General features: G+C 72.4%; 26 protein-coding genes, 1 tRNA gene and 1 riboswitch. Of the genes, 13 read left to right on the top strand and 14 right to left on the bottom strand.

Annotated features, from left to right (window positions below; all coding sequences use genetic code 11):
• Positions 1-15: 15 nt before the first annotated feature.
• Positions 16-1653, top strand: a complete 1638-nt coding sequence (locus tag J7E97_RS10500; RefSeq protein WP_251054215.1) for a N,N-dimethylformamidase beta subunit family domain-containing protein — start codon at positions 16-18, stop codon at positions 1651-1653.
• A 135-nt stretch (positions 1654-1788) separates the two neighbouring features.
• A complete protein-coding gene (locus J7E97_RS10495) occupies positions 1789-2178 on the top strand; it encodes a VOC family protein (RefSeq protein WP_215024827.1) in 390 nt (129 codons plus the stop codon).
• 101 nt (positions 2179-2279) lie between these two features.
• Here the strand turns inward: J7E97_RS10495 and J7E97_RS10490 are convergent, their stop codons facing one another.
• The 6 genes from J7E97_RS10490 to J7E97_RS10465 form a co-directional block, all read right to left on the bottom strand.
• Complete coding sequence (locus J7E97_RS10490) at positions 2280-3815, bottom strand: PE-PGRS family protein (RefSeq protein ID WP_215024825.1); 1536 nt, start codon at positions 3813-3815, stop codon at positions 2280-2282.
• The gene (locus J7E97_RS10485) at positions 3793-4593 is read right to left on the bottom strand and encodes an ABC transporter ATP-binding protein (RefSeq protein WP_215024822.1); all 801 of its coding nucleotides are present in this window, start codon (positions 4591-4593) and stop codon (positions 3793-3795) included. Before J7E97_RS10485 ends, J7E97_RS10490 begins: the two co-directional genes overlap by 23 nt.
• A complete protein-coding gene (locus J7E97_RS10480) occupies positions 4590-5657 on the bottom strand; it encodes an iron ABC transporter permease (protein WP_215024819.1) in 1068 nt (355 codons plus the stop codon). Before J7E97_RS10480 ends, J7E97_RS10485 begins: the two co-directional genes overlap by 4 nt.
• Positions 5654-6646 carry an ABC transporter substrate-binding protein gene (locus J7E97_RS10475; RefSeq protein WP_215024816.1) on the bottom strand — a complete coding sequence of 331 codons (993 nt, stop codon included), beginning with the start codon at positions 6644-6646 and terminating at the stop codon, positions 5654-5656. Before J7E97_RS10475 ends, J7E97_RS10480 begins: the two co-directional genes overlap by 4 nt.
• Before the next feature lie 56 nt (positions 6647-6702).
• Positions 6703-6782, bottom strand: a riboswitch (cobalamin riboswitch).
• A 312-nt stretch (positions 6783-7094) separates the two neighbouring features.
• Entirely contained in the window at positions 7095-7565 is a 471-nt protein-coding gene (locus J7E97_RS10470) for a GNAT family N-acetyltransferase (RefSeq protein WP_215024813.1), read from the bottom strand.
• Positions 7566-7960: 395 nt separating this feature from the next.
• A complete protein-coding gene (locus J7E97_RS10465) occupies positions 7961-8602 on the bottom strand; it encodes a DUF4352 domain-containing protein (RefSeq protein ID WP_215024811.1) in 642 nt (213 codons plus the stop codon).
• Positions 8603-9010: 408 nt separating this feature from the next.
• Here J7E97_RS10465 and J7E97_RS10460 point away from each other — a divergent pair, with 408 nt between their 5' ends.
• On the top strand, positions 9011-9511 hold the full coding sequence (locus J7E97_RS10460; RefSeq protein ID WP_215024808.1) for a hypothetical protein: 501 nt from the start codon (positions 9011-9013) through the stop codon (positions 9509-9511).
• Positions 9512-9581: 70 nt separating this feature from the next.
• On the opposite strand, the gene J7E97_RS10455 is transcribed toward J7E97_RS10460, so the two are convergent.
• Together J7E97_RS10455 and J7E97_RS10450 are read right to left on the bottom strand one after the other, a co-directional pair.
• Positions 9582-9878, bottom strand: a complete 297-nt coding sequence (locus J7E97_RS10455; RefSeq protein ID WP_251054213.1) for a 4a-hydroxytetrahydrobiopterin dehydratase — start codon at positions 9876-9878, stop codon at positions 9582-9584.
• Between the two features lie 19 nt (positions 9879-9897).
• Positions 9898-11163, bottom strand: coding sequence for a Twin-arginine translocation pathway signal (locus J7E97_RS10450; RefSeq protein ID WP_374224128.1), 1266 nt, complete (start codon positions 11161-11163; stop codon positions 9898-9900).
• A gap of 169 nt (positions 11164-11332) precedes the next feature.
• On the opposite strand from J7E97_RS10450, the gene J7E97_RS10445 reads away from it, so the two are divergent.
• The 3 genes from J7E97_RS10445 (at position 11333) to J7E97_RS36595 (ending at position 12459) form a co-directional block, all read left to right on the top strand.
• A complete protein-coding gene (locus J7E97_RS10445) occupies positions 11333-11659 on the top strand; it encodes a DUF6415 family natural product biosynthesis protein (protein WP_215024800.1) in 327 nt (108 codons plus the stop codon).
• A gap of 109 nt (positions 11660-11768) precedes the next feature.
• On the top strand, positions 11769-12320 hold the full coding sequence (locus J7E97_RS10440; protein ID WP_251054211.1) for a hypothetical protein: 552 nt from the start codon (positions 11769-11771) through the stop codon (positions 12318-12320).
• Between the two features lie 13 nt (positions 12321-12333).
• Positions 12334-12459, top strand: a complete 126-nt coding sequence (locus tag J7E97_RS36595; RefSeq protein ID WP_285428036.1) for a hypothetical protein — start codon at positions 12334-12336, stop codon at positions 12457-12459.
• 114 nt (positions 12460-12573) lie between these two features.
• Here the strand turns inward: J7E97_RS36595 and J7E97_RS10435 are convergent, their stop codons facing one another.
• From J7E97_RS10435 to J7E97_RS10425, 3 genes are all read right to left on the bottom strand, one after another.
• Positions 12574-12783 carry a helix-turn-helix transcriptional regulator gene (locus J7E97_RS10435; RefSeq protein WP_308346452.1) on the bottom strand — a complete coding sequence of 70 codons (210 nt, stop codon included), beginning with the start codon at positions 12781-12783 and terminating at the stop codon, positions 12574-12576.
• A gap of 475 nt (positions 12784-13258) precedes the next feature.
• Positions 13259-13335, bottom strand: a tRNA-Trp gene (locus tag J7E97_RS10430).
• Positions 13336-13389: 54 nt separating this feature from the next.
• Entirely contained in the window at positions 13390-13533 is a 144-nt protein-coding gene (locus tag J7E97_RS10425; RefSeq protein WP_215024795.1) for a hypothetical protein, read from the bottom strand.
• 138 nt (positions 13534-13671) lie between these two features.
• On the opposite strand from J7E97_RS10425, the gene J7E97_RS10420 reads away from it, so the two are divergent.
• The 3 genes from J7E97_RS10420 to J7E97_RS10410 all read left to right on the top strand — a co-directional run bounded on the left by J7E97_RS10420 (position 13672) and on the right by J7E97_RS10410 (position 16838).
• On the top strand, positions 13672-14226 hold the full coding sequence (locus J7E97_RS10420) for a DUF4352 domain-containing protein (protein WP_308346451.1): 555 nt from the start codon (positions 13672-13674) through the stop codon (positions 14224-14226).
• A 234-nt stretch (positions 14227-14460) separates the two neighbouring features.
• Positions 14461-15792 (top strand): glycoside hydrolase family 18 protein, encoded by a 1332-nt coding sequence (locus J7E97_RS10415; RefSeq protein WP_215024791.1) that lies wholly within the window; start codon positions 14461-14463, stop codon positions 15790-15792.
• Positions 15793-15950: 158 nt separating this feature from the next.
• Positions 15951-16838 (top strand): aldo/keto reductase, encoded by an 888-nt coding sequence (locus J7E97_RS10410; RefSeq protein WP_215024788.1) that lies wholly within the window; start codon positions 15951-15953, stop codon positions 16836-16838.
• A 102-nt stretch (positions 16839-16940) separates the two neighbouring features.
• Here J7E97_RS10410 and J7E97_RS10405 read toward each other — a convergent pair whose 3' ends face one another.
• Together J7E97_RS10405 and J7E97_RS10400 are read right to left on the bottom strand one after the other, a co-directional pair.
• Positions 16941-18017 (bottom strand): PfkB family carbohydrate kinase, encoded by a 1077-nt coding sequence (locus tag J7E97_RS10405; RefSeq protein ID WP_215024785.1) that lies wholly within the window; start codon positions 18015-18017, stop codon positions 16941-16943.
• Positions 18018-18061: 44 nt separating this feature from the next.
• Positions 18062-18736: a bifunctional 4-hydroxy-2-oxoglutarate aldolase/2-dehydro-3-deoxy-phosphogluconate aldolase gene (locus tag J7E97_RS10400; protein ID WP_251054221.1), complete on the bottom strand. Its 675-nt coding sequence runs from the start codon at positions 18734-18736 to the stop codon at positions 18062-18064.
• Between the two features lie 85 nt (positions 18737-18821).
• Here J7E97_RS10400 and J7E97_RS10395 point away from each other — a divergent pair, with 85 nt between their 5' ends.
• Positions 18822-19625: an IclR family transcriptional regulator gene (locus tag J7E97_RS10395; protein ID WP_215024782.1), complete on the top strand. Its 804-nt coding sequence runs from the start codon at positions 18822-18824 to the stop codon at positions 19623-19625.
• Between the two features lie 113 nt (positions 19626-19738).
• On the opposite strand, the gene J7E97_RS10390 is transcribed toward J7E97_RS10395, so the two are convergent.
• Positions 19739-21913: a tetratricopeptide repeat protein gene (locus J7E97_RS10390; RefSeq protein WP_215024778.1), complete on the bottom strand. Its 2175-nt coding sequence runs from the start codon at positions 21911-21913 to the stop codon at positions 19739-19741.
• Between the two features lie 208 nt (positions 21914-22121).
• Here J7E97_RS10390 and J7E97_RS10385 point away from each other — a divergent pair, with 208 nt between their 5' ends.
• The 3 genes from J7E97_RS10385 to J7E97_RS10375 form a co-directional block, all read left to right on the top strand.
• Complete coding sequence (locus J7E97_RS10385) at positions 22122-22610, top strand: helix-turn-helix domain-containing protein (protein WP_215024775.1); 489 nt, start codon at positions 22122-22124, stop codon at positions 22608-22610.
• Positions 22603-22986 (top strand): DUF4180 domain-containing protein, encoded by a 384-nt coding sequence (locus J7E97_RS10380; RefSeq protein ID WP_215024772.1) that lies wholly within the window; start codon positions 22603-22605, stop codon positions 22984-22986. Before J7E97_RS10385 ends, J7E97_RS10380 begins: the two co-directional genes overlap by 8 nt.
• Positions 22987-23072: 86 nt before the next feature.
• Positions 23073-24315: RNA polymerase sigma factor (locus tag J7E97_RS10375; RefSeq protein WP_215024769.1), on the top strand; the 1243-nt coding region annotated here is incomplete at its 3' end.

Below are 24315 nucleotides of genomic sequence, written 5' to 3'. Positions count from 1 at the left end.
CATAGCGTGCCCTCCATGGATCAGGAGCACATAACCGGGGACGGCGAAGGCGCGGGCAGGCGGCGGTTCCTCGCCCTGGCGACGGGGGCGGCGGCCACCGCCGCCGGGCTGGCTGCCGTAGCCGGCTGCGGCAGCCGGGACACCGCGAAGGCGGACGGAGCGGGGCCGGGCGAAAGCCCGAAGCCGACCGGCTCGCCGGAGAAGCCGGAGAAGGACGGGCCGCACCGCTTCGACGTCAAGGCCGAGAACGCCCGGCCGGGACACGCCGACTGGCAGGTGACCAAGGCCGGACCGGCGCGGGCCATCGAGGGCTTCGCCGACAAGGTCAGCGTCCTGCCCGGCGAATCCTTCGGCCTGCACGTCTCCACCACCGCGCCCCGCTTCACCGTCTCCGCCTACCGCATGGGCTGGTACGGCGGCGCCCGCGCCCGCCTGGTCTGGCGCTCCGAAGCCCTGCCCGGGGTGCGCCAGCCCGACCACACCGTGGATCCGGCGACGCGGACGGTCCGCACCCGGTGGGCCCGTAGCGCCACCGTCGAGACCAAGGACTGGCCCGAGGGCTGCTATCTGCTGCGGCTCGACGCCCAGGGCGGGGAGGGCCAGCGGTTCGTCCCCGTCACCGTGCGGTCCGCCGCCACGACCGGACGTACCGTCGTCGTCAACGCGGTAGCCACCTGGCAGGCGTACAACCGGTGGGGCGGCTACGGCAGTTACGACGGCCCCGCCGGTGGGTACGCCTCGCGCTCGCTGGCGGTGTCCTTCGACCGGCCGTACGAGTACGACGACGGCGCGGGCCTCTTCCTCGTCTACGAGGCACCGCTGCTCGCGCTCGCAGAGCGGCTCGGGATACCCCTGGCGTACACCACGACCACGGACGTGGCCCGGGAGAAGCGGCTGCTCGAAGGCGCGGCGGCGGTGCTCTCCCTCGGGCACGACGAGTACTGGTCGCCGGAGCAGCGCGCGCACGTCACGGCCGCCCGGGACGCCGGCACCAACATCGCGGTCCTCGGCGCGAACTGCTGCTACCGCCGGATCAGGCTGGAGGCCTCCGACCTCGGACCGGACCGCACGCTCGTCTGCTACAAGTCCTCCTACGAGCAGGACCCCGGCTTCAAACGCGGCCACCCGGCCACCGTCGACTTCCGCTCCCCGCCCGCCGCCGACCCGGAGAGCTCCCTGCTCGGCGTGATCTACGACGGCTACCCGGTGGACGCCCCGTACGTCGTCACCCACCCGGGCCACTGGCTCTTCGAGGGCACCGGCGCCAAGGCGGGTGACCGCTTCGCACACCTGGTGGGTGTGGAATACGACCGGGTCAACACCGGCTTCCCGACCCCGCGCCCGATCGAGATCCTGGCCCATTCCCCCGTGGTCTGCGAGGGCCGCCCCAGCCACCAGGACACCGCGTACTACACCGTGCCGAGCGGCGCGGGCGTCTTCGCCACCGGAACCATGCGCTGGGTGGAGGCCCTCGACGCGACGGGCGACGGCCGCAGCGGATCGAACCACGGCCTGGACGCGCGCTCGGGCGCCCTGACCACCAAGGTGACGGAGAACCTGTTGCGCGTCTTCGCGGCCGGCCCGGCGGGACGGACGCATCCGGCGCAGGACAACGTGAGGGCCGTGTACGGGGGTTCGGGCGCGGGTTCGTGAGACCGACCGGTCCGCTCGAATGGGCTGGACTCCACCCGTAAGGGCTGTTTAGGATCATGCCGCGGCATCGCGTGTCGGTCACCGGCCGGGTGAGACATGGAGGTGCCGGGACATGCCTTTCGGAGGCATTCACCCATGGCGATTCAGCTGAACCACACGATCATCCACTCCCGTGACAACCGGGAGTCCGCCGAGTTCCTGGCGTACTTCCTCGACCTGGAGGTCGGGACCCCGTGGGGCCCCTTCATCCCCGTCGACACCGCCAACGGCGTCACCTTGGACTTCGCGACCGCCCCGGCCGAGTCCATCACGCCGCAGCACTACGCGTTCCTGGTATCCGAGGCCGAGTTCGACGAGGCCTTCGAGAAGATCAAGCGGGCGAAACTCACCTACTACGCCGACCCGCACGGGCTCCACCCCGGCGAGATCAACCACAACGACGGCGGGCGCGGCGTGTACTTCCAGGACCCGTCGGGCCACGGGATGGAACTGATCACCCGCCCGTACGGCGGCTTCAAGGAGTAGGGCCGGGGCAAGCGGTCGCAGGCGCCCGCGGCGCGGCGCAGAGCCGCCGAGCGCGCCCGCCCGGCGGTTGCGGGAGGTGTGGCACCGGATCGGGCAGCGGCTCAGTCGAGCATGCGCCACATGGCCCACTCCGGCAGCGCCGGGTTCCGCGCCGCCGCCCGCGCCGTCTCCTCGTCGCCGAGCAGCCGGACCAGGTCCGGTACCGGCAGCCGTGGATGCTGAGCGGCGAGCCCGCGGACGTGCGGGTCCGGGTCGTCGAGCAGCCGCGCCGCCGACCGCGCGGACAGCCGGGGATCGGTAGCCGCCCTGGCCCGGACCTCCTCGTCCTCGTCCCGGCTGAAGCGTTCCACCAGCGCCGCCGTCGAGTCGGGGTCGTCCAGCGCGAGCTGCCGCAGCCTGCGGTGGGGGTCCTCGGCGTGCCGGAGCAGGTCGCGGCGGGGGAAGTTCGGGTGGCCGTAGGGCCGGTTGGGCGTGGAGAGGCTTCCGGTCCACCAGTTCCAGACCTCCAGGAGCATGTCCGCCGGGGCGTCGTCGCACCGCTCGGCGAGGAACAGCCGCACGACCCGGTCCTCGTCCCGGGCGAGGCGCTCCACGACGTCGGTCGGCAGCCGCCGGGCCGTCGCCACGCTGCCGCGCAGCACGGGATGGACGGAGGTGGAGAGCCGCCGCATCGCCTCGGGGTCCTCGTGCAGGGCCTCCACCCACGGCACCGGGCGTCGCACGCCGTCCAGTTCCAGGCCTTCGAGGAGGTCCGCCCGCTGCTCCTCCGTCAGCCCGGGCCGCACCGACACGGCGAGGCGTACGCCGGCGTCCGGATCGACGGCGAGTACGGAGACCAGGAAGGGGTCGAGGTACGGGTTCTCCGCGAGGCTCCGGCGCACCGAGGGCGCCCCCTCGGCGCAGAGCCGGGCGGCGAGGTCCCGTTCCAGCCGCCGGGTCTCCACCAGGCCGTACCGGTCCGCCAGTGCGTCGAAGAGCTCGGCCGTGACCGGGACTTCCTCGTGCCGGGCCAGTGCGACCGCCGTCCGCACCGCCTCGGCGCGGTCCGCGGCCAGGCGGGCCCGGACCTCGTCGTCGAGCTCCGCCCAGGCCGCCCCGCAGACCGCCGCGCGTACGGTCGGCGCCGGATCGCGGGCCAGCGCACGGAGCAACCGCTCCGGCAGGCCGGGCAGGCTCGCGGCCTCCTCCCTGGCCGCGTCGGCGCCGGCGCTCGCCAGCGCCTCGTACGCCTCCTCCGTGAGCCGCGCCGTATCCTCGAGCGCCGTTACCGCCAGCCAGTACCTCCGCCGGGAGTCCGGCTCCGCGAGCACGAGCCGGGACCATTGGTCGGCCGTCAGCCGGGCACAGGGGCGGGTACCGGTCCTGGAGAAGCGGAGAGTAGCGCCCCGGTGCTCGGCGAAATGACCGCGTACCTTCCGGTCCGGGTGGTCGATCACCGCCTCCAGCACCGCCTGTGGCAGGTCCGGCCGGTACGGCAACTGGTCACTGACGTCGATCAGTCCCACCAGGATCCCGTCCGGCGCGGCGCGGTTCATGCTCAGGCCCTCCCGGCGGACGTGGCGCAGGCGCTCCCCCACCGCCTCGCCGAACTCGAGGCCGTCCCAGCCCGCCACATCAGTACCCCGCTCGTTCCCCATCCTCCGGAAGGTAGACGATGCTCGGCGCGCCCGTCGTCGGGTGGGTGGCGATGCGGGCGCGGACCCCGTACACCTCGGTCAGCAGGGCCTCGGTCAGTACCTCCGCCGGGGTGCCCGAGGCCGCCACGCGGCCGCCGGCCAGCACGTACAGCCGGTCGCAGTACAGCGCCGCCAAGTTGAGGTCGTGCAGGACCAGGAGGGCGGTGGCCGGCAAGCCGCGGACCAGTCCCAGGATCTCCAGCTGGTAGCGGATGTCCAGGTGGTTCGTCGGTTCGTCCAGGGCGAGGAGGCCCGGGTCCTGGACGAGGGCGCGGGCCACCAGGGCGCGCTGGCGCTCGCCGCCCGAGAGCTCGTCGAACCGGCGCCCCGCGAGGGCGCCCGCGCCGACGGTGTCCAGGGCCTCGGCGACGCGCCGTACGTCGTCGGGACCGTCCTGTTCCCAGAACCGCTTGTGCGGGCTGCGTCCCATGGCCACCACCTCGCGCACGGTCAGCCCGAAGGTGCCTGCCGCGTCCTGGGGCACGACCGCCACCCGTCGGGCGCGGTCCTTCACGCCCAGCGAGGCCGCGTCGACGCCGTCCAGCACCACGCGCCCGCGGTTCGGGCGCAGGGCGCCGTAGACGCAGCGCAACAGCGTCGTCTTGCCGCTGCCGTTGGGGCCGACCACGCCGACCGTCTCGCCGGGGCGGGCGGTGAGGTCGATGCCGTGCAGCAGCGGCTGCCCGTCGATCTCGTAACGCACGGCCTCGACGGCGAGTTCCACGGGACGCGCCGTCATCCCGCGATCCCCTCGGTACGGGTGGACCTGCGCAGCATCCACAGGAAGAACGGCCCGCCGACGAGCGCGGTGACCACGCCGACGGGGATCTCCTCCGGTGCGGCCGCGGTGCGCGCGGCCAGGTCGGCCAGGGTCAGGAACACCGCGCCACCGAGTGCGGCTACGGGCAGCAGCGCCCGGTGCCCGGCGCCGACGACCATCCTGGCGGCGTGCGGAACCATCAGCCCCACGAAGCCGATCGCCCCGCTGTAGGCGACCAGCACTCCGATGACGAGCGAGGTGAGGACGAAGACGGCGGCCCGGAACCGGCCGGTGTCCAGGCCGAGCGCGTGCGCGCCCTCCTCCCCCGCGAGCAGCAGGTCGAGCGGCCGGGCCAGCGCGATGAGCAGGCCGGTCCCGACGAGCAGCGCGGCGGCGGGCAGGGCCAGTTCCCCCCAGCGGGCTCCGCCGAGGCCGCCCAGCGTCCAGAACAGCACGCTGCGCATCTGGTCGGGGTGCGCGGCCAGCACCAGGACCAGGCTGGTCAGCGCGGAGAGGACGTACTGGACGGCGACTCCGGCGAGGATCAGCCGGCCGGTGGTCATGGAACCGCCGCGCCGGGCCATCGCGTAGACGGCGACGAGCGCGCCCATCGACCCGGCGAAGGCGGCGAGCGGTACGGCGGCCCCGCCCGCGAAGGCGAGGACCCCGGCCCCGAAGACGATCACCAGTACGGCCCCGGCCGAGGCCCCGGAGGAAGCTCCGAGCAGGAACGGGTCGGCGAGCGGGTTGCGGACGAGGGCCTGCAGCACGGTGCCGGAGACGGCGAGGCCGGCGCCGACGACGGCCCCCAGCAGCACGCGCGGCATCCGGACGTCCCAGACGATGGTCCCGAACGCCCCACCGCCCGGTCGGGGGCCGGGGCCCGGGGCCGGGCCGGCGAGCACGATGTCGAGCACCTGGCCCGGCGGGATCCGGACCGGCCCGAGGGCCAGCCCCGCCACGGTCGAAGCCACCAGCGCGGCGGCGAGTACGGCCAGGACGGCAGGGGTACGGGTGAGCGCGCGGGCGAGCCGTCGCCTCACGCGGCGTCGGGGTGCAGCTGGGCACCCAGGGATTCGACCGCGTCGGCCACGCGCACGCCGAGTACGGCGCAGGACAGCGGGAGCACGACGAACCGCCGGTTCTTGACGGCGGGAACCTGCGCGAGCGCCGGGTCGTTCAACAGGCGCTGCTTCTTGGCTTCGACGGTGGTGCCGCCGTAGTCGTAGATGAGGACGACTTCGGGCTTCCGCTCGATGACCTTTTCCCACGACACGTCACCGAAGGTGTCCTTGAGGTCGGCGAACACGTTCGTCCCGCCCGCCAGGGAGACGATCTCGTTGCCGATCCCGTTGCCTCCCGAGGTGAAGGCGGAGGCGTCACCGGAGTCGTAGGCGAAGACCGTCGGCCTGGTCTTCTCCTTCACCCGCGCGGTGACGGCGTCGATGCGGCGCTGCTCGTCCGCGATGAGCTTTTCGCCGCGCTCGGGCACGCCGAAGGTCCGGGCCACCTCGGTGATCTCGGTCTTGAGCTGGTTCAGGCCGACGGGCCCCTCGGTGCAGTACTCCACGCTGAGCCGGGAGTTGATGCCGGACTTCGCGAGCCCCTCGCGGTCACGGCCCTGCGCCTTGTCGAAGGCGCTGGAGTAGCCCCCGTACACGAAGTCGGGGTCGGCGCCGAGGAGGACCTCCTTGGAGGGGTACTCCTTCGCCAACACCTTGATCTGGTCGTAGGCGGGCCGGTAGGCGGGCAGTACGGCGTCGTCGAGGTAGGCGGTGCCGACCATCTTGTCCCGCAGCCCGAGGGCGAGGAGGAGTTCGGTGGCGTGCTGGTTCATCGCGACCGCGCGCTGCGGCGGCGCCTGATAGGTGCTGCTGACACCGCAGTTGGTGACGGTGTACGGATACCCGGGCGCGGCGGGCGCTCCGGCGGCCGCGCCCCTCGCCCCGGGCGATCCCCCGCAGGCGGTCATGGGTATCAGGAGCGAGACGGGTACGAGCGCGCGCAGAAGAGCGCGGGGGTACGACGACATGGCGAAGCCTCTCCCGGGGATCCGCGTCCCCTGGTCGAACCGAAGAGGCGGTGCGTCAGTGTCTGACTCCCGACTCCCGCAGGGGGAGGTCCGGTCACAGTGGCGGGACCGCACCGGATTCACACCGGTTTCCTGTCCTGCACCGCCTGGATAGCTCGTCCCAGTCTGCCAGACGGGATGATCTCTCGTGGGGACGATCGCGCCGGGCTTGGTGCACGGGCCAGGATCTGATCCGAAACCCCCGGGACGAAGTCCCCGTTGTCAGTGGTGTGTCCGAGGATGGGCACATCAACCAGCGGCTACTACATGCGGGGATGCTGCAGGGCTGCGGGTGAGCGGTTCCGTCCCGCCGGGCCCCCTTGGGGGGACAGCGACCGGCGGGGCGGAGGGCCGTCCGGCTCCGGCCGGTTCTGGCCGGTTCCCGGGGGCCGGTCGGGGGCCCGCGCGGCTACAGCGTGACCCGGTAGAAGACCTTTCCGTCGCGGGGTACCGCGCCCAGGGCCTTGTAGAACTCGAGGGCCGGCGGGTTGTCCGTGTCGGCCGTCCACTCCACTCGTGAGCAGCCGGCCGCGACCGCCGCGGCCTTGAGTCCCTCCATGAGCGCTCCCGCCACGCCGCGGCGGCGGGCGGACTCCCGGACGTACAGCTCCTTCAGGAACAGGGAGGTACCGGCTCCGGACGCCGGCCACAGGAAGGTGTACGAGGCGAAGCCGAGTACGCCGTCGCCGTCGCGGGCGTCGAGTACGCCGTCGCCGTCGCGGGCCAGGAGGACCGTTGCCACCGGCCGTTCGCCGAACAGGGCACGCCGGATCTGCTCGGGGTCGCCCGGAGTCGGCTTCCCGCCGTAGTAGGCCGCGATCTCTCCGAGGACCACGGAGATGACGTCGACATCGCGCTCGGTCGCCTGCTCGATCCGCACTGCTGTCCCTCTCGCCATTCTCACCAGGGATCTGCGCCAACACCCCGCGCACCACCCGCGCCTGCGGCATCGTCCGTGCCTCGGAAACCCTAGCCGCCGACTCCCTCGCCCGGTAGGTGATCAGCACAGAGCGGAGCCCGCCTGGCAGGCGCCGGCAGGCTCCGGGGAAACGCCGAACGCCCAGCCGGGATACCTGCTCCCGCCTGGGCGTTGGCTTGGGGCTACGGACATAGCCCCGTGTTCTGGGGCTACATCCAGGAAGCGGACCCCTGGACCGATGCAGCATCCGAGGGCATCGGGCTCTGACCTGCACTTAGGGGAACACTATGCGCTGGCCTTGTTCCAGCAGAGAGCCCCCGCGCCAGCTGGATGCGGGACCTTCGGTTGCATGTGGGTCAGGACACGTCGGTCCGAACGGCCTTGCCGATCAGTCCGTCGGTGTAAGTCACCGTCTTCGGAGCGAAGGCTCCCTTGCCCGTGATCGAACCGGTGACGTTCTCGCCCGGGGCGAGCTCGACCGTTGCGATCTGATCCTCGTCAGCGCCGAGTTCGGCGGGGTGCTTGGTGCCGTTCGTGTCCGTGATCGCGAAGTAGAGCGGGTTCACGTTGATCGACTTGCTGCCGTTGTTCGTGATCGTGACGGACACGCTCGTGTAGGCGCCGTCCTGCGCGATGATGCTCTTCTTGAACTCCGCCTTTTTCGCTACCACTTCGACGGCGGGCTTCTTCTCGGGTGCGGCAGACGATGGCTTGGCCTCGGGGGACTTCGCCGGCTGAGAGGAAGCTGCTGCGGGCGGTGCGGCCGTTTCCTTCGTCTTGTCGTTGCTCTCGTCGCCGAGCAGCGCGCCGATGATGCCGAGGAGCACGACGCACCCGACGACGCCGAGGCACGAGAAGCCGACGATCTTTCCGGCGTTGGACTTCTTCGGCTGGGGCGAAGGCGGGTACCCGTATCCGGGTTGCTGCGGCTGGCCAGGCGGCGGGTACCCGTACCCCGGGTTCGGCTGCTGATCGGGCGGCGGGAACTGCTGAGACATGTAACCCCCACAAGGCTGGTGCGAACCTCGCCACCGTATGGGCGCGTTGGGATACACGGGCGCTCATGTCCGAACCGTGACATTCGAAGATTCAACGACTGAGTGCCCTTAGAGGCGCCATCTATCCGGAACTTCCCCTGCCATATGCCTACCGGCCTGCGTCGGCAGGGGTGTCCGACAGAATCCCTTAGGCGATTCTCAGGAGACGGGACCCGCGCAAGAGCCACGACCACCAACGCGCGCACGCCGACCTCGCACGCGTCCTCGCACGCATCCGGCGGCGCCGATCCGGTCACCCCGGCTGCGATCGGCGCGGCCACCACGGCCGCCCTGACGCTGGTGTCCGAGCAGGGCTGGGCAGACCGACCGCAGGACCAAGGCCTGCTGGCGTGGACGTACAACCCCAACATGGCTGGCCACGTCACCGCGCAGAGCAACGGCGGCGTGGCGGGCCGAATCACGCTGGTGAGGATCATCCTGCGCGAGGACATCACATGGTCCAACGTCTGGATCGGCCTCGCCGGACTCGTCGCGGCCGCGGTCCTGTCGAACTGCTACCTCGGCGTGTACTCGGCCGCCGGCACTCTGCTCGGCACGACGACCGACATCTCGGCGTCCCTGATGACCGGGGCCACTGCGAAGGCCCTGCCGTTGGTGACGCCTTTCGCCGCGGCTGCGGGAACGTACTTCATCGCCATACTGCTGAACGGAACGTGGGCGCCCAACAGCCTCACTTTCAAGGCGAGCGGCGCGGGCGTCTCGGTGAACGCTGGGCTGACCGCGCCGAACCTCCGCTACTCGAACACGCTCACCTCGCAGACCAGCCTGCCGTCGTCGCTGACACTGTCCGGCCAGCTGACCTCGTTCATCAACACGGGCTGGGCCAGCCAGTGGTACGGCGTCTCCTGACCCCGTGCAGCACAACGCCCCGTCTCGGAGCCTTCGGGCCGCGGGAGGGGGCGCTTTCGTGCGTCCGGGCTCAGTCGAGCGGGAGGGCCTGGTGTGCAGCGACGATCGCGTCGATGCGGTGCGCCAGGTCCACGTCGGCCCGGGTCAAGACGTGGCCAGCGTCGTGCGTCGTGATCCGCGCGGTGAGGCTGTCGATACGCAGGTCAAGGTCCGCATGGTGATGCACCCGGCGGGAGCGGTCGGCGATAGTAACGATGGCGGCTACGGCCGCGTGGTAGCGGATCTCGTACGTCCGGGCGATCACGTCGCCCTGCCGCTCCCAGCCGGGCAGGCCGACCAGCGCGGCCGTGATCTCCTCGTCGGTCAACGGCTTCGGAACTCCCACGTCATACCCCCTCGGTGACGGGCGCCAGGAGCTCGGCGAGGTCCCGGCCTACCGGGGCATCCTGCCACGGCCGCATGGCCCGCTCCAGGGTGGCCAGTTCACGCAGCATCCGAGCCGAGCGCGTCTCTGCCGCAATCTCGGCGGCCACCCGGGCGATCTCGACGGCCTGCTCCGGCTCCCGAGCCCCAGCCGCTGCGGTGGCATGACGGGCGAGGTACACGCCGCGGTCCCGGCGCGCGGTCGCGGGCACCGCGGTGAGGACCTGCGACCACAGGAACTCCGCCTCGCGGCCAAGCCCGAGCCGCCCGTAGCAGGTGGCCCGCTGCACCTCCAGGTAACCGGGCGTGCGGCGGCAGGCGTTGCCCCAAGGGAGGTCGTCGTCGACCCGAGAGATGAGGCCGCCTGCGGTGTCGATGAGCCGGTCGACGGCAGTCCGGTCCCCGGTGAGGCTGGCGCCGTAGGCCTGCTGCTGCATCGCCATGATCTGTACCTTGGGGAGGACCCGGTCGTCGTCGAGGGCGGCCTCGCACAGGTCGATGACGCCGTGCCCGTCGCCGAGATCGGTCCGGACCTGCGCGAGGTTTACGAGGGAGTAACCAACGAGGTGCGGGTCCCGAGAGCGGGCCGCGATCTCCTGAGTTATCCCCCGCCAGAAGCTGGCCGCGCCGAGGTCGCCGGCATCCTGGTAGAGCCAGCCGACGAGCGCGGCGTAGGCGGCGCCGACGCGGAGTAGGCCGCGGCGGGTCTCGCCGTGGGCGGAGCGGATGAGCTTGTCGATGAGCTGGTACTGCGCGGACACGGTCCCGATGAGGTCGTGGGGGCCGAGGAACATGTCGGCGCGGTAGTGGCCCTCCAGCTGCTCCTGGAAGTAGTCGATGAGCGCGGGGTCGACGTGCTGCTTGGCGACCGGACCCGGTAGGAGTGCGGCTGCGGTGACGTTGACGAAGGTGCGGCGCTTCATGTCTTCCTCTTGGTGGGCTTCGGGTCTGATCCAGCCGGCGGGCGCTCTGAAGCCGAGGTCTTCGGGCCACCGACCGAGAGCGTCGTGCAGCACGGTCGCGGTTTCCTCCGGCGGCCATCCCGGGCTCGCGCCTTCCCACCGGCGCCAGGTACGGGCGGACACCTCGTACGAGCGGTCGTCGAGGAAGCGCTGTCCGTGCGCGCTGAGGGCCGCGGCGGCTGCGTCCATGCTGCGCCATCCGGCCCGGAGCCGGGCGGCCCTGAGAGCGTCGTTTCGGTGCCCCATGGCCCCAGTGTGAGGTGTCATCGCGTCTGTCCCCGGCCATGGCCGCCGCGTGACCACCGATGGCCGCGCGATGGCCTATCTGCCCATGTGCGTGCCAGCACATCATCCTCCTGTGGCCGGACGTTGCCCAGCTGAACAGGCGCCGCACCCAAGGCCATTCCACCCGCTGACAACGGTAGGGAGCACCACCATGCGGCCCCAGGCCCAAGCGATCGACGATCTCGTAGAGCGAGCTTTGACGCGCTACGACCAGCGGCCCGACGCCCAAGGCGTGGCGGCCCTCGTCGACGATCTGATCACCACGGGCCAGGAGCTGCACGCCACGGTCTCCCAGATCCCCGTGGCCCAACAGTCCGAGCGCGCTTCCGCGTCTCTGGCCGAGTGGGCGTACTTCCTCGAGGCAGGCCCTCTCGGCCACGGCGATCACGCGAACTGGAACCATGCCCGCGGCCTCGCCCGCATCATCCGGACGATGGCGGCAACGCTCGCCGAGCAGGACCGGGCCGGCGCCCGGTGAACGAGCCCGCCCGGCAGTTCCTCTACGTACTGATCGTGCTCGGCATCCTCACCGCCATCCTCGTCGGCATCCACTGACCCGCACCTCCTGCAAACGACTAGGGAGACGCATGTCCAGTCCCGTACCCAACCCCGTCCCGCCGCCCTGCATCAGCAAGCCCGGCGACCCGAAGCCCGCGACCATCTGCACGGCCACGCTGAGTGCGCCCGCGAACCCGCGCGCGCTGCTCAGCGACGCCGAGTTCAACGGCGTGATGCACACCGTCCTCGATAACAACCCGGGCATGGAGCCGAGCCTCGCCGGCCGGATCGTCACCGACGCACTGGCGTTCCTCGCCACAGCAGTCTGGCGTCCGCAGGGTCTCGTGCCCTCCGGGGTGGTCGATGAGGGCTGGCACGCGCTCATCCTGCACACGGGCCTCTACCAGTCCGTGTGTGCCCGGCTGGGCGGGTTCATCCACCATGTTCCGGAGCGGCCCGACCCCGAGAATCGTCCGCACAGCTCGGTCGAGCGCACCGTGGCCGCGATCAAGGCGGCGGGCTACAGCGTGCACGAGGAGCTGTGGCGGGGCCCGGAGGACTCCACTATCTCCGTCGCCGCGAACTGCCGGCACTCGGACGACGGCGGACCGATCGTCATCATCCCCAAGCCCAAGGGCTGAGTAGGCTCGGCGCATGACTGAGTGGATCGATCCCAGGTACGCCGATGTGGTCGCCGAGCTGCGCGAGCAGCAGGGCCCGGATCGGCGAAGCCCGCAGCCGGTGCGGGGGTTCATCGTGTCGGAGCCTGACGAGGCCTGACCAAGACCAGCCCCGACCAGCCGGCAATCCCCCCGCCGGTCGGGGCTATCCAACTTGGCTCGCGCCCCATACGGTGTGTGCATGCCGCAACTAAAGGTCTTAGGTTCCGCTTAGCTACTCCCGCACCAGTTCGGCGAGTGGTACGCCGAGTGCATCGGAGATCCGTAGCAGCGTGTCCAGCCGCGGCGAGACCTTGCCCTGTTCGAGAAGGGTGTACGACGGTCGATCCATGCCCATGCTGTTTGCCAGCCGCTCCTGAGTCAGGTTGCGGTGCTCCCGTGCGGCCCGGATCTGGCGCGCGATGCGTTTTCGACGGGCGAGCACATCGTCGGAGGGTGGTTCGGAGCGCGCAGCTCGCGGCCCGCCCCATGAACTCGCCCCCGCGCCACGCGCGACCAGGGTGGCCGGTTCTGGCGTTCGTACATCCGCCATACCGGTCACCCTGGCTCTGATTTCGGTCAGGACAAGCCCCCCCGCCCCCATTCCGGGGCGGTCTAGCGTGTACACGAGAGAACCCTCCGACATAACACGCCGGGGGGTTCTCTGCCTGGAGCCGGGTCTCCCCACCCGAACGTCCAGACCCCGAGCGGCGTACATCTGGCGCGCATGGGGAGTAGCGCCGGCCCCGCTCGCGCCTGCACTCTAACCCGATGATCTGCCAGTTGTGACCCCCCACATGGGTGATGACAGGAGCCGCCCCGTGGGGCGTGTGGATTCTTAGTGGACTCCGATCACAAGAAGACCCCCCGACCGATCCCGGTCGAGGGGTCAAAAACAGGGTCTCACCTGCTACTTCTCCTGGCAGGGGTGGCAGGAGTCGAACCTGCGACATCTGGTTTTGGAGACCAGCGCTCTGACCAGCTGAGCTACACCCCTTCGGCGAGACCAACCATGTCATGGCGCGCGCTGAAGATCCACTGAATTCGGGGGTCAGTCGCGAGGAAATTCTTCGCGGGTTCGGGCTTCGGAGGAGCGGAGCCAGTCGATCAAGGCGGCGTCGCTGCTGGTCAGGGCTGTGTCGAGCGGGGTCAACTCGTCGTAGTCGATCCAGCCGATGTCCGCACGTTGAGACAATGGGTATCGATTGGTGGACAGTACGAGGCCTTGCGCGTGGAGCCGCGGTGTGGCGGGCCGGCCGGGGTGGCGGGAGCAGGCGGGCCGACGGAGCGGCCGGGGTGGCAGGGGCGGGCCCGGCGGAGGATCGTGAGCGGGGTGAACCGTGGAACAGCAGGTTCCGCCCTGCCCAGCCGCCCCCTGGCCCACCGCGCTCCGGCCCGGCCGCCCGGCCGGGGCCGCCGCAGGGCGACCGCCCTCGTCGCCCTCGCGGCGGCCTTGCTCCTGGTCCCCGCCCTGCTCGGCGCGGGCCCCGGCGGCTCAGGTGAGACCGTCCCCCTCGCCGGCAAGGAGCCGGGTGAGCGGCTGGACGTGACCCTGACCCAGGTGGTCGACCCGGCGAGCCCGGCGCCCGACGACACCGACCGGCTGGTCTCCGTACGGTTCCGGCTCGAGAACACCGGGACCGCCTCGTACAAGGATTCCCCGGCCTCCTCGGCGCACCTGCTCGACTCCGACGGGCAGCGGTTCACCGGCCTCAACGCGTCGACCGGGGCCGGCCCGGCGTTCCCCGACACCGTCACCCTCGACCCGGGTGACAGCGCGACCGGCTTCGTGACCTTCAAGCTGCCGAAGGACGCGGGCCTCGCCGCGGTCCAGTTCGCCCTGAACGGCGGCCTCGCCGACGATGTCGGCCAGTGGAGCCTCTCCTAACGCTCTCCCGACGCTTGGCGACGGCGACACCGGACCGCCGCCCGAGGTCGCTCCCTTCGCCGGCCCGTGGCCCACCGCACGGCCACGAGACGGCCACGAGACGGCCACCGCCCGATCCCTTCACATCCCGCCGCATCGCGCCGCCCCCTTGACCCGGTCTGGTCCAGACCAATAGTTTCCGCATGCACAGCGCACGTGCCCCGGCATCACTCACCGCATCCGTAAAGGAAGCCCATGCGCCGCAGCATGCTCGGCAGGCTGGCCGTCGCCGCCTGCTCCCTCTCCCGGCTGACCGCCTTCGCTCCCGCCCACGACGACTCCGGGTACGGGGACTCCGGGCACGACCGCTCGTACAAGAAGGTCGGCTACTTCACCCAATGGGGCGTCTACGGACGGGACTTCCAGGTGCAGGACCTGGAGAAGAACGGCAGCGCGAGCAAGCTCACGCACATCAACTACGCCTTCGGCAACATCAGCGCGGACGGGAAGTGTTTCACCGGCAACGTTCCCGGTGAGGCCGACGCCTGGGCCGACTACGTCCGTCCGCTGGACGCCGAGAACTCCGTGGACGGCGTCGCCGACGACTGGGTGCAGCCGGTCGCCGGCAACTTCAACCAGCTGCGCGAGCTCAAGGCCAAACACCCGAACCTCAAGGTCCTGCTGTCGTTGGGCGGTTGGAGCTGGTCCACGCACTTCTCGGACGCCGCGCTCACCCCGGCCTCCCGCGAGGCGCTCGTCGCGTCCTGCATCGACCTGTACATCAAGGGCAACCTCCCCCAGGAGGGCACCCGCGGCGGTGCGGGCGCGGCCGCCGGGCTCTTCGACGGGTTCGACATCGACTGGGAGTGGCCCGGCTCCGCAGGCGACACCGACACCACCTACCGCCCCGAGGACAAGAAGAACTTCGCGGCCCTGGTGAGCGAGTTCCGCACGCAGCTCGACGCCTACGCCCGGAGCCAGAAGCGGAAGTCGAAGTACGAGCTGTCCGCCTTCGTTCCGACCGCCCCCGCCAAGATCGACGCGGGCTTCGACGTCCGCCGCATCATGCGCGACCTCGACTTCGTCACGCTCCAGGGCTACGACTTCCACGTCTCCGGTGAGGCGAAGACGGCCCAGCAGTCGGCGCTGTACGCCCGGGGCGACTTCAGCGTCGACGGTACGGTGGAGGCCTGGGAGCGGCGGGGCGCGCCCGCGCACAAACTGGTGATGGGCATGCCGTTCTACGGGCAGGGCTGGACCGGCGTGAGCGGTGGCGGGGACGGCATGGGCCAGCCCGCGACGGGCCCGGCTCCAGCCGCGTGGGCGTCCGGGTACGCGGACTACAAGGAGCTCAAGCAGCTTGCCGACGCGGGGGATTACCAGCTCTTCCGCGACCGCCGCAACGGCCACGCCTGGCTGTTCGACGGCGCCACCCTCTGGACGTACGACGACCCGCAGGTGCTGCGCGCGAAGACCCGCTACATCCGTGAAGAGGGCCTCGGCGGCGCGATGTTCTGGTCCCTGGACGCGGACACCGCCGACGGCGAACTGATGACCGCCGTCGACCAGGGCCTGCGCGGCCACTGACCGGGCCGTCGCGGCGCAGTCGCCGACCCCTCTCCCTCTCCCCGAACAGCGCCGCCGGGCCGCGGAAACGGACCCGTCCCGGCGGCGCCCCAACCCGCACGCCGCCCGCATCAAGACCTCCACGGTGACGGGTTCGCGGACCCGGATACCCTCACCGGATGACTTCTTCCGACCAGATCACCGCCGCCGACTCCGGTACCTGGCAGCTGGGTGACCTCACCGTCCGCCGCATCGGCTTCGGCGCGATGCGGCTCACGCACCTCGCCGACGGCTCCCCCAGCGACCGGGACCGGGTGACCGGGGTGCTGAGGCGGGCGGTCGAGCTGGGCGTCAACCACATCGACACCGCCGCGTTCTACTTCTCCTCGACCCGCTCCGCCAACGAGCTCATCAACCGGGCCCTCGCCCCTTACGCCGACGACCTGGTCATCACCACCAAGGTCGGGCCGGGCCGCGACCCCTCCGGCGAGTGGTGGTGGGCCACACCCGAGCAACTGCGCGGGCAGGTCGAGGAGAACCTGCGCCAACTGGGCCGCGACCACCTGGACGTCGTCAACCTGCGCGCCCCCCGCCAGGCGACGACCGGTTCGATCGCCGAGCACTTCGGGGCGCTCGCCGAGCTGCGCACGGCAGGGCTGATCCGTCACCTGGGCGTGTCCAACGTACGGCCGGACCACCTCGCCGAGGCCCGTGCCATCGCGCCCGTGGTGTGCGTGCAGAACGCGTACGGGATCGGCTCCCCGGCCGAGGAGCATGCCTTCCTCGACGCGTGCGGCGAGCAGGGCATCGCCTTCGTCCCGTTCTTCGCGATCGCGGGCGCGGGGAAGGAAGCCGGAGTGGTCGCCGAGGACGGCGAGGCCGTACGCCAACTCGCCCTGGCTCATGGCATCTCCCCGGCCCAGCTGCGCCTCGCGTGGACGTTGAGCCGGGGAGCACACGTCCTGGCCATCCCGGGCACCGGCAACCCCGTGCACCTGGTCGAGAACGTCGCCGCCGGCGCGCTGCGGCTGTCGGCCGAGGAGATCGCGCTGCTCGAAGCGGCGTAGGCCGAGGCCGGGGCACGCACCCGGCCTCCCCGGACCGCGCGACCCGCCCCCGCTGTTCGGGGGGCGGCGTCCCTGCCGTGCCCGTTCCCGCCGCTCACACCATCACCCCGCGGTTGCAGGGGTGATGGCGCGGTGGGCGGCGGCCAGGGCCGCCGTCTCGGTGAAGGCGGGTACGCGTCCGGTGCCCCCTCGGCCGGACACGGAGAGGGAGGCGGCCGCCATGCCGTAGGCGACGGCGTCCGCGAGGGTGTCGCCCAGTACGAGGCGGGCGGTGGCGGTGCCCGTGAAGCAGTCTCCGGCGCCGGTCGCGTCGACCGGGTCCGGATTGACGGGGACCGGGTGGTACGTCACCCCCGAACCCGCGCCCCCGTCGAGGAGCAGCCGGTCGGAGCCCGCCGTGACCACGACCGTACGGGCGCCCAGGGCTCGGTAGCGGGCCGCGGCTTCGGCCGGGTCGGCGGTGTCGACCATGGCCAGCGCGTCGCCCGGGCACGAGGTCTTCAATATCCCGGTCAACGGGGCGATGTGGGCCAGCAGTTCGCGGGCCTCGCTCCGACCGGTCAGCGGCGCGCGAAAGTTGGGGTCGTAGGAGAGGTGCCCGCCGGCCGCGTGCACGGCCCGGGCGGCGGCCAGCACGGCGTCACGGCTGCTCGGTGACAGGGCGCCGGTGATTCCGCTGGTGATGAGGGCCTTGGAGCCGGTGAGCAACTCCCGCCAGGACTCGACGTGTTCCTCGGAGAGGGTCGAACCGGCGCTGCCGGTGCGCCAGTACACGAAGGACCGGTCGCCCTCGGTGTCGGCGCAGAGCAGATAGGCGCCGTTGGGGCGCGGGGACCGGCGGACGTGGGACACGTCCACGCCGAGTGCGGCGGCTCGGGCCAGCAGCGGCGCGCTCAGCTCGTCGTCACCGACGACGGCGAGCAGGGCGGTGCGGGCTCCGGCGGCGACGGCGGCGGCCGCGGCGTTGAGGGCGTCCCCGGAGTAGGAGATGCGGGCGGGCGTGCCGTCGGCGGCGTCGCGCAGGGCGGTGTCGGCGTGTACCTCGACGAGCACCTCGCCGAGCACGAGGACGTCGTACCCCTGCGGTCCCGGTGACGGCGCGGTCGGACCGCCCTCCACGGCGCGGGCACCGGCCGAGCGGCCCGGCAGGGCCGGGGCCGGGGCCGGGGCCGGACTCACGGCCGGGATCGGGCCCGGGCTCACGGCCGGCGTCGCGCTCCGGGTCACGACCGGCGCTCCGCACCCGTACGGGCGGGCACATCCGCGCACGCGTCGCAGCAGGGCCCCGCCAGGTCGGCGAAGACGGCGGCCAGCTCGCCCGGGTCGGCCGGGAGGCCGCTGCCTATGCCGACGGCCGCGGCGCCTGCGGCGAGCCAGTCGCGCACCTCGCCCGGCCTGATGCCGCCCGTCGGAATGATCAGGGCGTCGGGGAGGACGGCCTTGAGGGAGCGGATGAACTGCGGCCCTCCGACGTGCGCGGGAAAGACCTTCGCGGCGCCCGCGGAGCGGACGGCCGAGGCGATCTCACCGGGGGTGAAGCCCCCTTCTACGAAGACGGCCCCGCACTCCGAGGCGACGGCGCGGACCTCGGGTGCCGGGTAGGGGGAGACGAGGAAGGCGGCGCCCGCGTCGAGGGCGGTCATCGCGTCTTCGGTGGTGGTGACGGTGCCGACGCCGATGAGGGCCGGACGGCCGTGCGCGTCGCGGAGCGGCGCCGTGCGGGCGACGGCCGCGGGCCAGCCGGGTGTGGAGGTGGTCAGTTCGACCACGCGGCAGCCGGCGGCGAGCAGGGCGGTGGTGTGGCGGACGGCCTCGTCGGCATCGTCGTTGCGCAGGACCGGCAGCAGACGCTGCGCGGCGATGGCCGCGTACGGGTGACAGGACAAGGAGCCCTCCATTCGTTCCACGTAGTGGAATCATGTATCGTTTAGCGGAACTTCTGATTGCAGACCATACCCGCGGTACCCCACCTTTGGAGAGCATGTGCCCACGGACGGAAGAAGCTCTGGGGACGCGGAGGCCGAAAGCGCCGCGCGGGGCGGCCGGACCTCCGCGGCGGGTTCGGCGCTGGAGAAGTCGATGCGGATCCTGGAGGCCGTGGCCGCGCCCGGCGGCCCGCACCGCCTCACCGACCTGACGGCGGCGGCCGGGGTGCCGAAGTCGAGCACCTTCCGCATCCTGGCCTCGCTGATCGAGCAGGGCTTCGTACGCTCCGAAGGCGAGAGCCGCTACGGGGTCGGTCCGCGGCTCCGGGGACTGTCCGCCCTCGTCAGCGGCGGGGAGCCGGCCAGCATCGAGCAGACCCTGCGGGAGCTCCAACAGGCCACGGGGCAGACGGTCCACCTGGCACTGCACAGCGGGGAGACCATCACCTACATCCGGAAGCTGGAGGGCGACCAGCCCTTCCGGACCGCCTCGCGCATCGGCATGCGGATGCCTCTGCACACGACCGCGATCGGCAAGAGCATCCTGGCCCACCTGCCGGAGAACGAGGTCCGCGAGCTGGTCGCCGCCACCGGACTGCCACGCCGTACGCCGAAGACGCTGACGACTCCGCAGGCACTCGACGCCGAGCTGGCGGCCGTGCGGGCCCAGGGGTTCGCGCTGGACGACGAGGAGAACGAGCCCACCATCCGCTGCGTCGGCGCCGCGATCCTGGGACCGCGAGGCCGACCGATCGGTGGCGTCAGCGTCACCACCGTCACGTTCCTGGTCTCCCGCGAGGAGATCGAGGCCTACGCGCCCCACCTGCGCGCGGCCGCACAGGCGCTGGCTCCGCTGCTCTGAGGCCCACCGCTCGGAGGCCCGGCGCGCCGAAGCCCGGCGCTCCCAGGCCAGCTGCTTCAAGGTCAGCTGCTCCGAGGTCCGCTGAACCGAGCCTGCCGTACCGTGCCCCGCGGTTACGCGTCCTCGCGCCCGGCCGGGCCGGCGAGCCGTGCCGGGTCCGCCGGGTCGGCGGCCCGTGCCGGATCCCCGATCCCGGCCAGCAGTTCACGGGCGGTCCGCAGGTGGCGGTGCCCCGGCTCGAGGACGGACCGGGCCCGCTGCGACGCGCCGGTCAGGAGCGCGCGGGCCTCGCCGGTCCGGCCCCGGGCGAGCAGGGCGCGGGCCCATTCCAGCCGGGAGTAGAACACGTGCGGGTGGTCCTCGCCGAGCACCCGGGTCCGGTCGGCCGTGAGCGCCGCCCAGGCGTCGGCGGCCTCGGCAGTGCGTCCGGCGCGGGCGGCCAGCGCCGCCAGGCTTCCCCGGATCGCGAGGGTGTGCGGATCGTCGGGCCCGACCCCGTCGGCTGCCTCGGCCTCGGTCAGCAGCTCCGCCAACTCCCGCTCCGCGTCGACCGGATCGCCCGACCGGAACCAGATCAGGCTGCGTCGGGTTGCCAGTACCTGCGGGTGGCCCGGGCCGTGGACGCGCAGCCGATCGGCCAGCAGTGCCTCCAACTGGCGGGCCGCCATACGGGGATCGCCGCCCTCGCCGGTGAAGTAGGCCAGCTGGTGGCGGGCCGCCAGGGTGTCCGGGTGGTCCGGTCCCAGCACTTCACCGGCGTCCGTGAGCAGCTCCGCGAAGCGGGCCGCGGCCGCCAGGTGGTCTCCCGACTCTCCGACGAAGAAGGCGAGTTGGTGCCGGGCGGCCAGCGTGTCGGGATGCCTGGGGCCGAGCCGGTCCGTACGCCGACGGGCGATGCCGGCGAGGTCGGCGGCGGCCCTGCGCGGTTTCCCGGAGTCCCCGATGGCGATGGTCAGCGGCAGTTCGGCGCCGGGGACCCCGCCACGCAGGGCGAGACCGAGGGCTTCGACGGCGCGCGCGAGGCGGCCGTCCTGATGGGCGACGAGCCCCATGTCGTAGGCGTCGGCGGGCTCCACCCGGGCCAGCAGCCCGCGCCAGAGGTGGTCGGGAACGGGGCCGTGGCCCGGCGCGTTCAACAGGTAGTCGAACGCGGTGTATCCGGCGCCGTAGTTGCCGATGAGCAGCCCGCTCGTGGCGTAGGCGGCCGCGCAGGCCCAGTCCATCGCCTCCGCGAAGGGCTCGGGCTGGAGGTCGCCGCCGCCGCGGGCCGCCAAGTAGGGGGCGTGCAGCTCGCGCAGCCATGCGCGGCTCACCGGACGGCGCAGTCCGGCCCGGCGGCAGTCCACCGCCGCCGTGACCACGGCGGCGCCGCGCGGGTTTGCGCCCGGCGCCCAGGCGTTCTCCCAGGAGGCCAGGAGTTCGGGTCCGGCCGCCAGCACCTCGGCGACCCCGAAGCGCTCCCCCGCGCGCAGCGCGGCCCCGATGCGGGGATCGCCGCGGTGGGCCGCGGCCCGGCGGCGCTCGTCCGGGGACCAGTGCCGGGGCAGTCTGATGACGGCGGCCTGCTGGAGCAGGTCGCGCTGGGCACGCCAGGCGTCGCGGTCGGAGCCGGTGAGCCGGCTCTCCTCGCGGGCGTCGTAGCGCCGGTACTCCTGGACCCGCATCGTGGCGATCACCATCGTCGTGCGCAGGGAGGCCAGTTGAACGGCGGTGAGGCCGCCCGCGCCGAGGTGGTCCTCCAGGTCGTCGAGCCACAGCACGGCGCGCCGCCGCCGCGAGGAGATCCGTACCGCCTCGGGCAGTGCGGTGCGGGAGAGCGGGCGGACGAAGGCGTGACGGGGGTAGCGGGCGCGGGCCACCTCGTAGGCGAGCCGGGTCTTGCCCGCCGTGGACTCCCCCACCACGAGGACGAAGCGGGCCTCCTCGAGGGCGGCGTGGAGCCTCGGTTCGGCGTCGCGCTCTATGTACGCGGGCGGCGTGGCCGGGGCCTCGGCCGGGTGGGCTCCGGCCAGTTCGGGCCGGTCCACGTGGCGCAGCAGAGGAATCCGACCGCGGGCCGTGCGCAGCACCTCCCCGGCGCCCTGGGCGTCGGCGCCCTCCTCGGGCGGCCGCATCCGCTCGGCCGCCAGCCCGGACAGGGTGGTGACGGCCGCGCCGATCCCGGCGGCCCAGGGGCCCGAAGTCCACACCGCTGCCAGCGCCACCGCCCCCGCGCCGAGCCCGACCGCACCGAGGTATCCGACCCAGCTCCGTGCCCGGCCGGATCCCTGTAAGTGCAACGCCGACATGCCGCCCCCAACACGTCCCGTGGGAGTCCCATTGTCACCCCGGACCCGGCTCCGGGTACCCCAGCGGACGGACTCTGACGGGATGTTCGTCAGGTGACGACCGCGCTCCTCGTGCCCGAGCCGGTTCTCGAAGACCAGTCCAGCCATGGATACCCTAATCTTCCCTATCTTCCCTCATTGGCGCCTTTCCAGGGTAAGGTTCGGCACTATGAAGAATGAAGGACGCGGAGCCGAGCTCTACTCGGTCGGCGAAGTCGCCGAGCGGCTGGGGCTGCACGTGCGGACCGTACGGAACTACGTTCGCGACGGCCGGCTGAAGGCCGTCCGGATCGGCAAGCAGTACCGGATCAGCCGCGAGGACTTCGAGGCCCTGACCAGCCGGCCGGCCGAGCCCGAGAGCGCCGGGGCACGCCCTGGCGGGGACGCGCCGCTCGGGCACGTGGAGGTGTCGAGCATCGTGCAGATCGACGCGATCGGCCCGGACGCCGCGAGCCGGCTCGCCCACCTCGTCACGGCGACCGCCCAGTCCGCGCGGGACACACCGGCCCCGTTGCGCGTCCAGACCCTCTACGACAAGGAGCGGGCCCGCATGAAGATCGTGATCCTCGCCGACGCCCCCACCTCCGCCGAGCTGCTGCATCTGATCGACGGCGTACTCGGACCGGGCAACGGCATGGGGGTGGCCCACCGTGACTGACCTCCTCGTGGAGCACCACGGCGTTCCGGTGCTCGTCTGCGCCGCCGACGGCCCGACCGTCGCCACCGCGCAGGACGCCCTCGACCAGCTGATCGGCGGGGCGTTCTACCGCGCCGAGGTGGTCGCCGTCCCCGCGGAGCGGTTCGACGACGAGTTCTTCGACCTCAGCAGCGGTATGGCCGGGGCGATCATGCAGAAGTTCGTGTCCTACCGGATCCGGCTGGTGGTCCTCGGCGACATCACGCACCACCTGCGGGCCAGTTCCGCCCTCCCCGACCTGGTCCGCGAATCGAACCGGGGGCGGCACATCTGGTTCCTCCCCGACCTCGACTCCCTCGCCACCCGGCTGGCCCCGGAGGTGCCCGGGAGTTCATAATCCGATAAGTGTTATCGGGGCCCCTCTCGACGGTCTCCCAGGTATTGGGCATCATCGACCGCCGGTACGGACAGGGACTTTCCACTATGAGCACTCAGCACACGGCAGCGCTGGTCGCCGCGGCCCGCGCGGGCGATCCCCGCGCGCAGGACGATCTGGTCAGCGCACATCTGCCGCTCGTCTACAACATCGTCGGGCGGGCCCTGAACGGGTCCGTCGACGTGGACGACGTGGTCCAGGACACCATGCTCCGGGCCCTCGACGGGCTGGGCGGCCTGCGCGACGACCACAGCTTCCGGTCCTGGCTCGTCGCCATCGCCATGAACCGCGTACGCGCCCACTGGCAGGCCCGCCGCAGCGCCCCCGGCGAGAGCGGCCTGGAGGCCGCTTGGGACCTGGCCGATCCGGGCGCCGACTTCGTGGACCTGACGGTCGTACGGCTCCAGCTGGAGGGCCAGCGGCGCGAGACGGCCCGCGCCACGCGCTGGCTGGAACCCGAGGACCGGGCGTTGCTGTCGCTGTGGTGGCTGGAGTGCGCCGGGGAGCTGACGCGCGCGGACGTGGCGGCGGCCCTGGAGCTCTCCCCGCAGCACACGGCGGTACGGGTGCAGCGGATGAAGGCCCAGCTCGAGTCGGCCCGCGTGGTGGAGCGGGCGCTCGCCACGCAACCGCCCTGTGAAGGCCTGCGGTCGGTGTCGGCGGGCTGGGACGGCCTGCCCTCGGCGCTGTGGCGCAAGCGAATAGCCCGGCACGCCCGCGAGTGCCTGCGGTGCTCGGGGCTGTGGAACGGCCTGCTGCCGGCCGAGGGCCTGCTGGCCGGGCTGGCGCTGGTACCGGTCTCGATGGCGCTCCTCGCGGGCATCCGGTCGGCCGCCGCGACCGGCCTCGCCCCGGCGGGCCTGGCCACCGTCGGATATGCCGACGCCTCGGACACGGCGGGCGATCCCGGCACGGTGTTCCAGGCGGACGCGGCTTCGCACATGGGTCCGGACGCGGGCCCGGGCACGGGAGACGACGCGGCCCCGGACGCGAGCCGCGCCTCGCTGCGCAAGCAGCGCCGTACCCGCGGCCGCCGCCGGGTGGTCGGCGGTGCGGTGCTCGCCGCCTGCGTGGTGGGCGGCGGACTGACGTACCTCGGCACGCGACCCGGCACGGCGGCCCCCGAGGCGCCGGCCGCGCTGGCGGCGCCCGCGTCGGGCGACGCGCTGCCGCCGGAGTCGGCCCCGCCCTCGGCGAGCCCCTCAGAGTCGGCCTCACCCAGCCCGAGCCCGAGCGCCACCCCAAGTCCGACCCCACCGCCGACGCCCACGCCCACGCCCACCCCCAGCG

This window comes from Streptomyces sp. ISL-66, assembly GCF_018614135.1.
Lineage (GTDB): Bacteria > Actinomycetota > Actinomycetes > Streptomycetales > Streptomycetaceae > Streptomyces.
Note: the sequence above shows the minus strand (reverse complement) of the source record. Positions and strands in the feature narration are given on the sequence as shown.

Coding starts and splice junctions, on each gene's coding strand:
- J7E97_RS10500 (WP_251054215.1), top strand. CDS start 16: ATGGATCAGGAGCACATAACCGGGGACGGCGAAGGCGCGGGCAGGCGG.
- J7E97_RS10495 (WP_215024827.1), top strand. CDS start 1,789: ATGGCGATTCAGCTGAACCACACGATCATCCACTCCCGTGACAACCGG.
- J7E97_RS10490 (WP_215024825.1), bottom strand. CDS start 3,815: ATGGGGAACGAGCGGGGTACTGATGTGGCGGGCTGGGACGGCCTCGAG.
- J7E97_RS10485 (WP_215024822.1), bottom strand. CDS start 4,593: ATGACGGCGCGTCCCGTGGAACTCGCCGTCGAGGCCGTGCGTTACGAG.
- J7E97_RS10475 (WP_215024816.1), bottom strand. CDS start 6,646: ATGTCGTCGTACCCCCGCGCTCTTCTGCGCGCGCTCGTACCCGTCTCG.
- J7E97_RS10465 (WP_215024811.1), bottom strand. CDS start 8,602: ATGTCTCAGCAGTTCCCGCCGCCCGATCAGCAGCCGAACCCGGGGTAC.
- J7E97_RS10460 (WP_215024808.1), top strand. CDS start 9,011: ATGGCTGGCCACGTCACCGCGCAGAGCAACGGCGGCGTGGCGGGCCGA.
- J7E97_RS10450 (WP_374224128.1), bottom strand. CDS start 11,163: ATGACACCTCACACTGGGGCCATGGGGCACCGAAACGACGCTCTCAGG.
- J7E97_RS10445 (WP_215024800.1), top strand. CDS start 11,333: ATGCGGCCCCAGGCCCAAGCGATCGACGATCTCGTAGAGCGAGCTTTG.
- J7E97_RS10440 (WP_251054211.1), top strand. CDS start 11,769: ATGTCCAGTCCCGTACCCAACCCCGTCCCGCCGCCCTGCATCAGCAAG.
- J7E97_RS36595 (WP_285428036.1), top strand. CDS start 12,334: ATGACTGAGTGGATCGATCCCAGGTACGCCGATGTGGTCGCCGAGCTG.
- J7E97_RS10415 (WP_215024791.1), top strand. CDS start 14,461: ATGCGCCGCAGCATGCTCGGCAGGCTGGCCGTCGCCGCCTGCTCCCTC.
- J7E97_RS10410 (WP_215024788.1), top strand. CDS start 15,951: ATGACTTCTTCCGACCAGATCACCGCCGCCGACTCCGGTACCTGGCAG.
- J7E97_RS10400 (WP_251054221.1), bottom strand. CDS start 18,736: ATGGAGGGCTCCTTGTCCTGTCACCCGTACGCGGCCATCGCCGCGCAG.
- J7E97_RS10390 (WP_215024778.1), bottom strand. CDS start 21,913: ATGTCGGCGTTGCACTTACAGGGATCCGGCCGGGCACGGAGCTGGGTC.
- J7E97_RS10385 (WP_215024775.1), top strand. CDS start 22,122: ATGAAGAATGAAGGACGCGGAGCCGAGCTCTACTCGGTCGGCGAAGTC.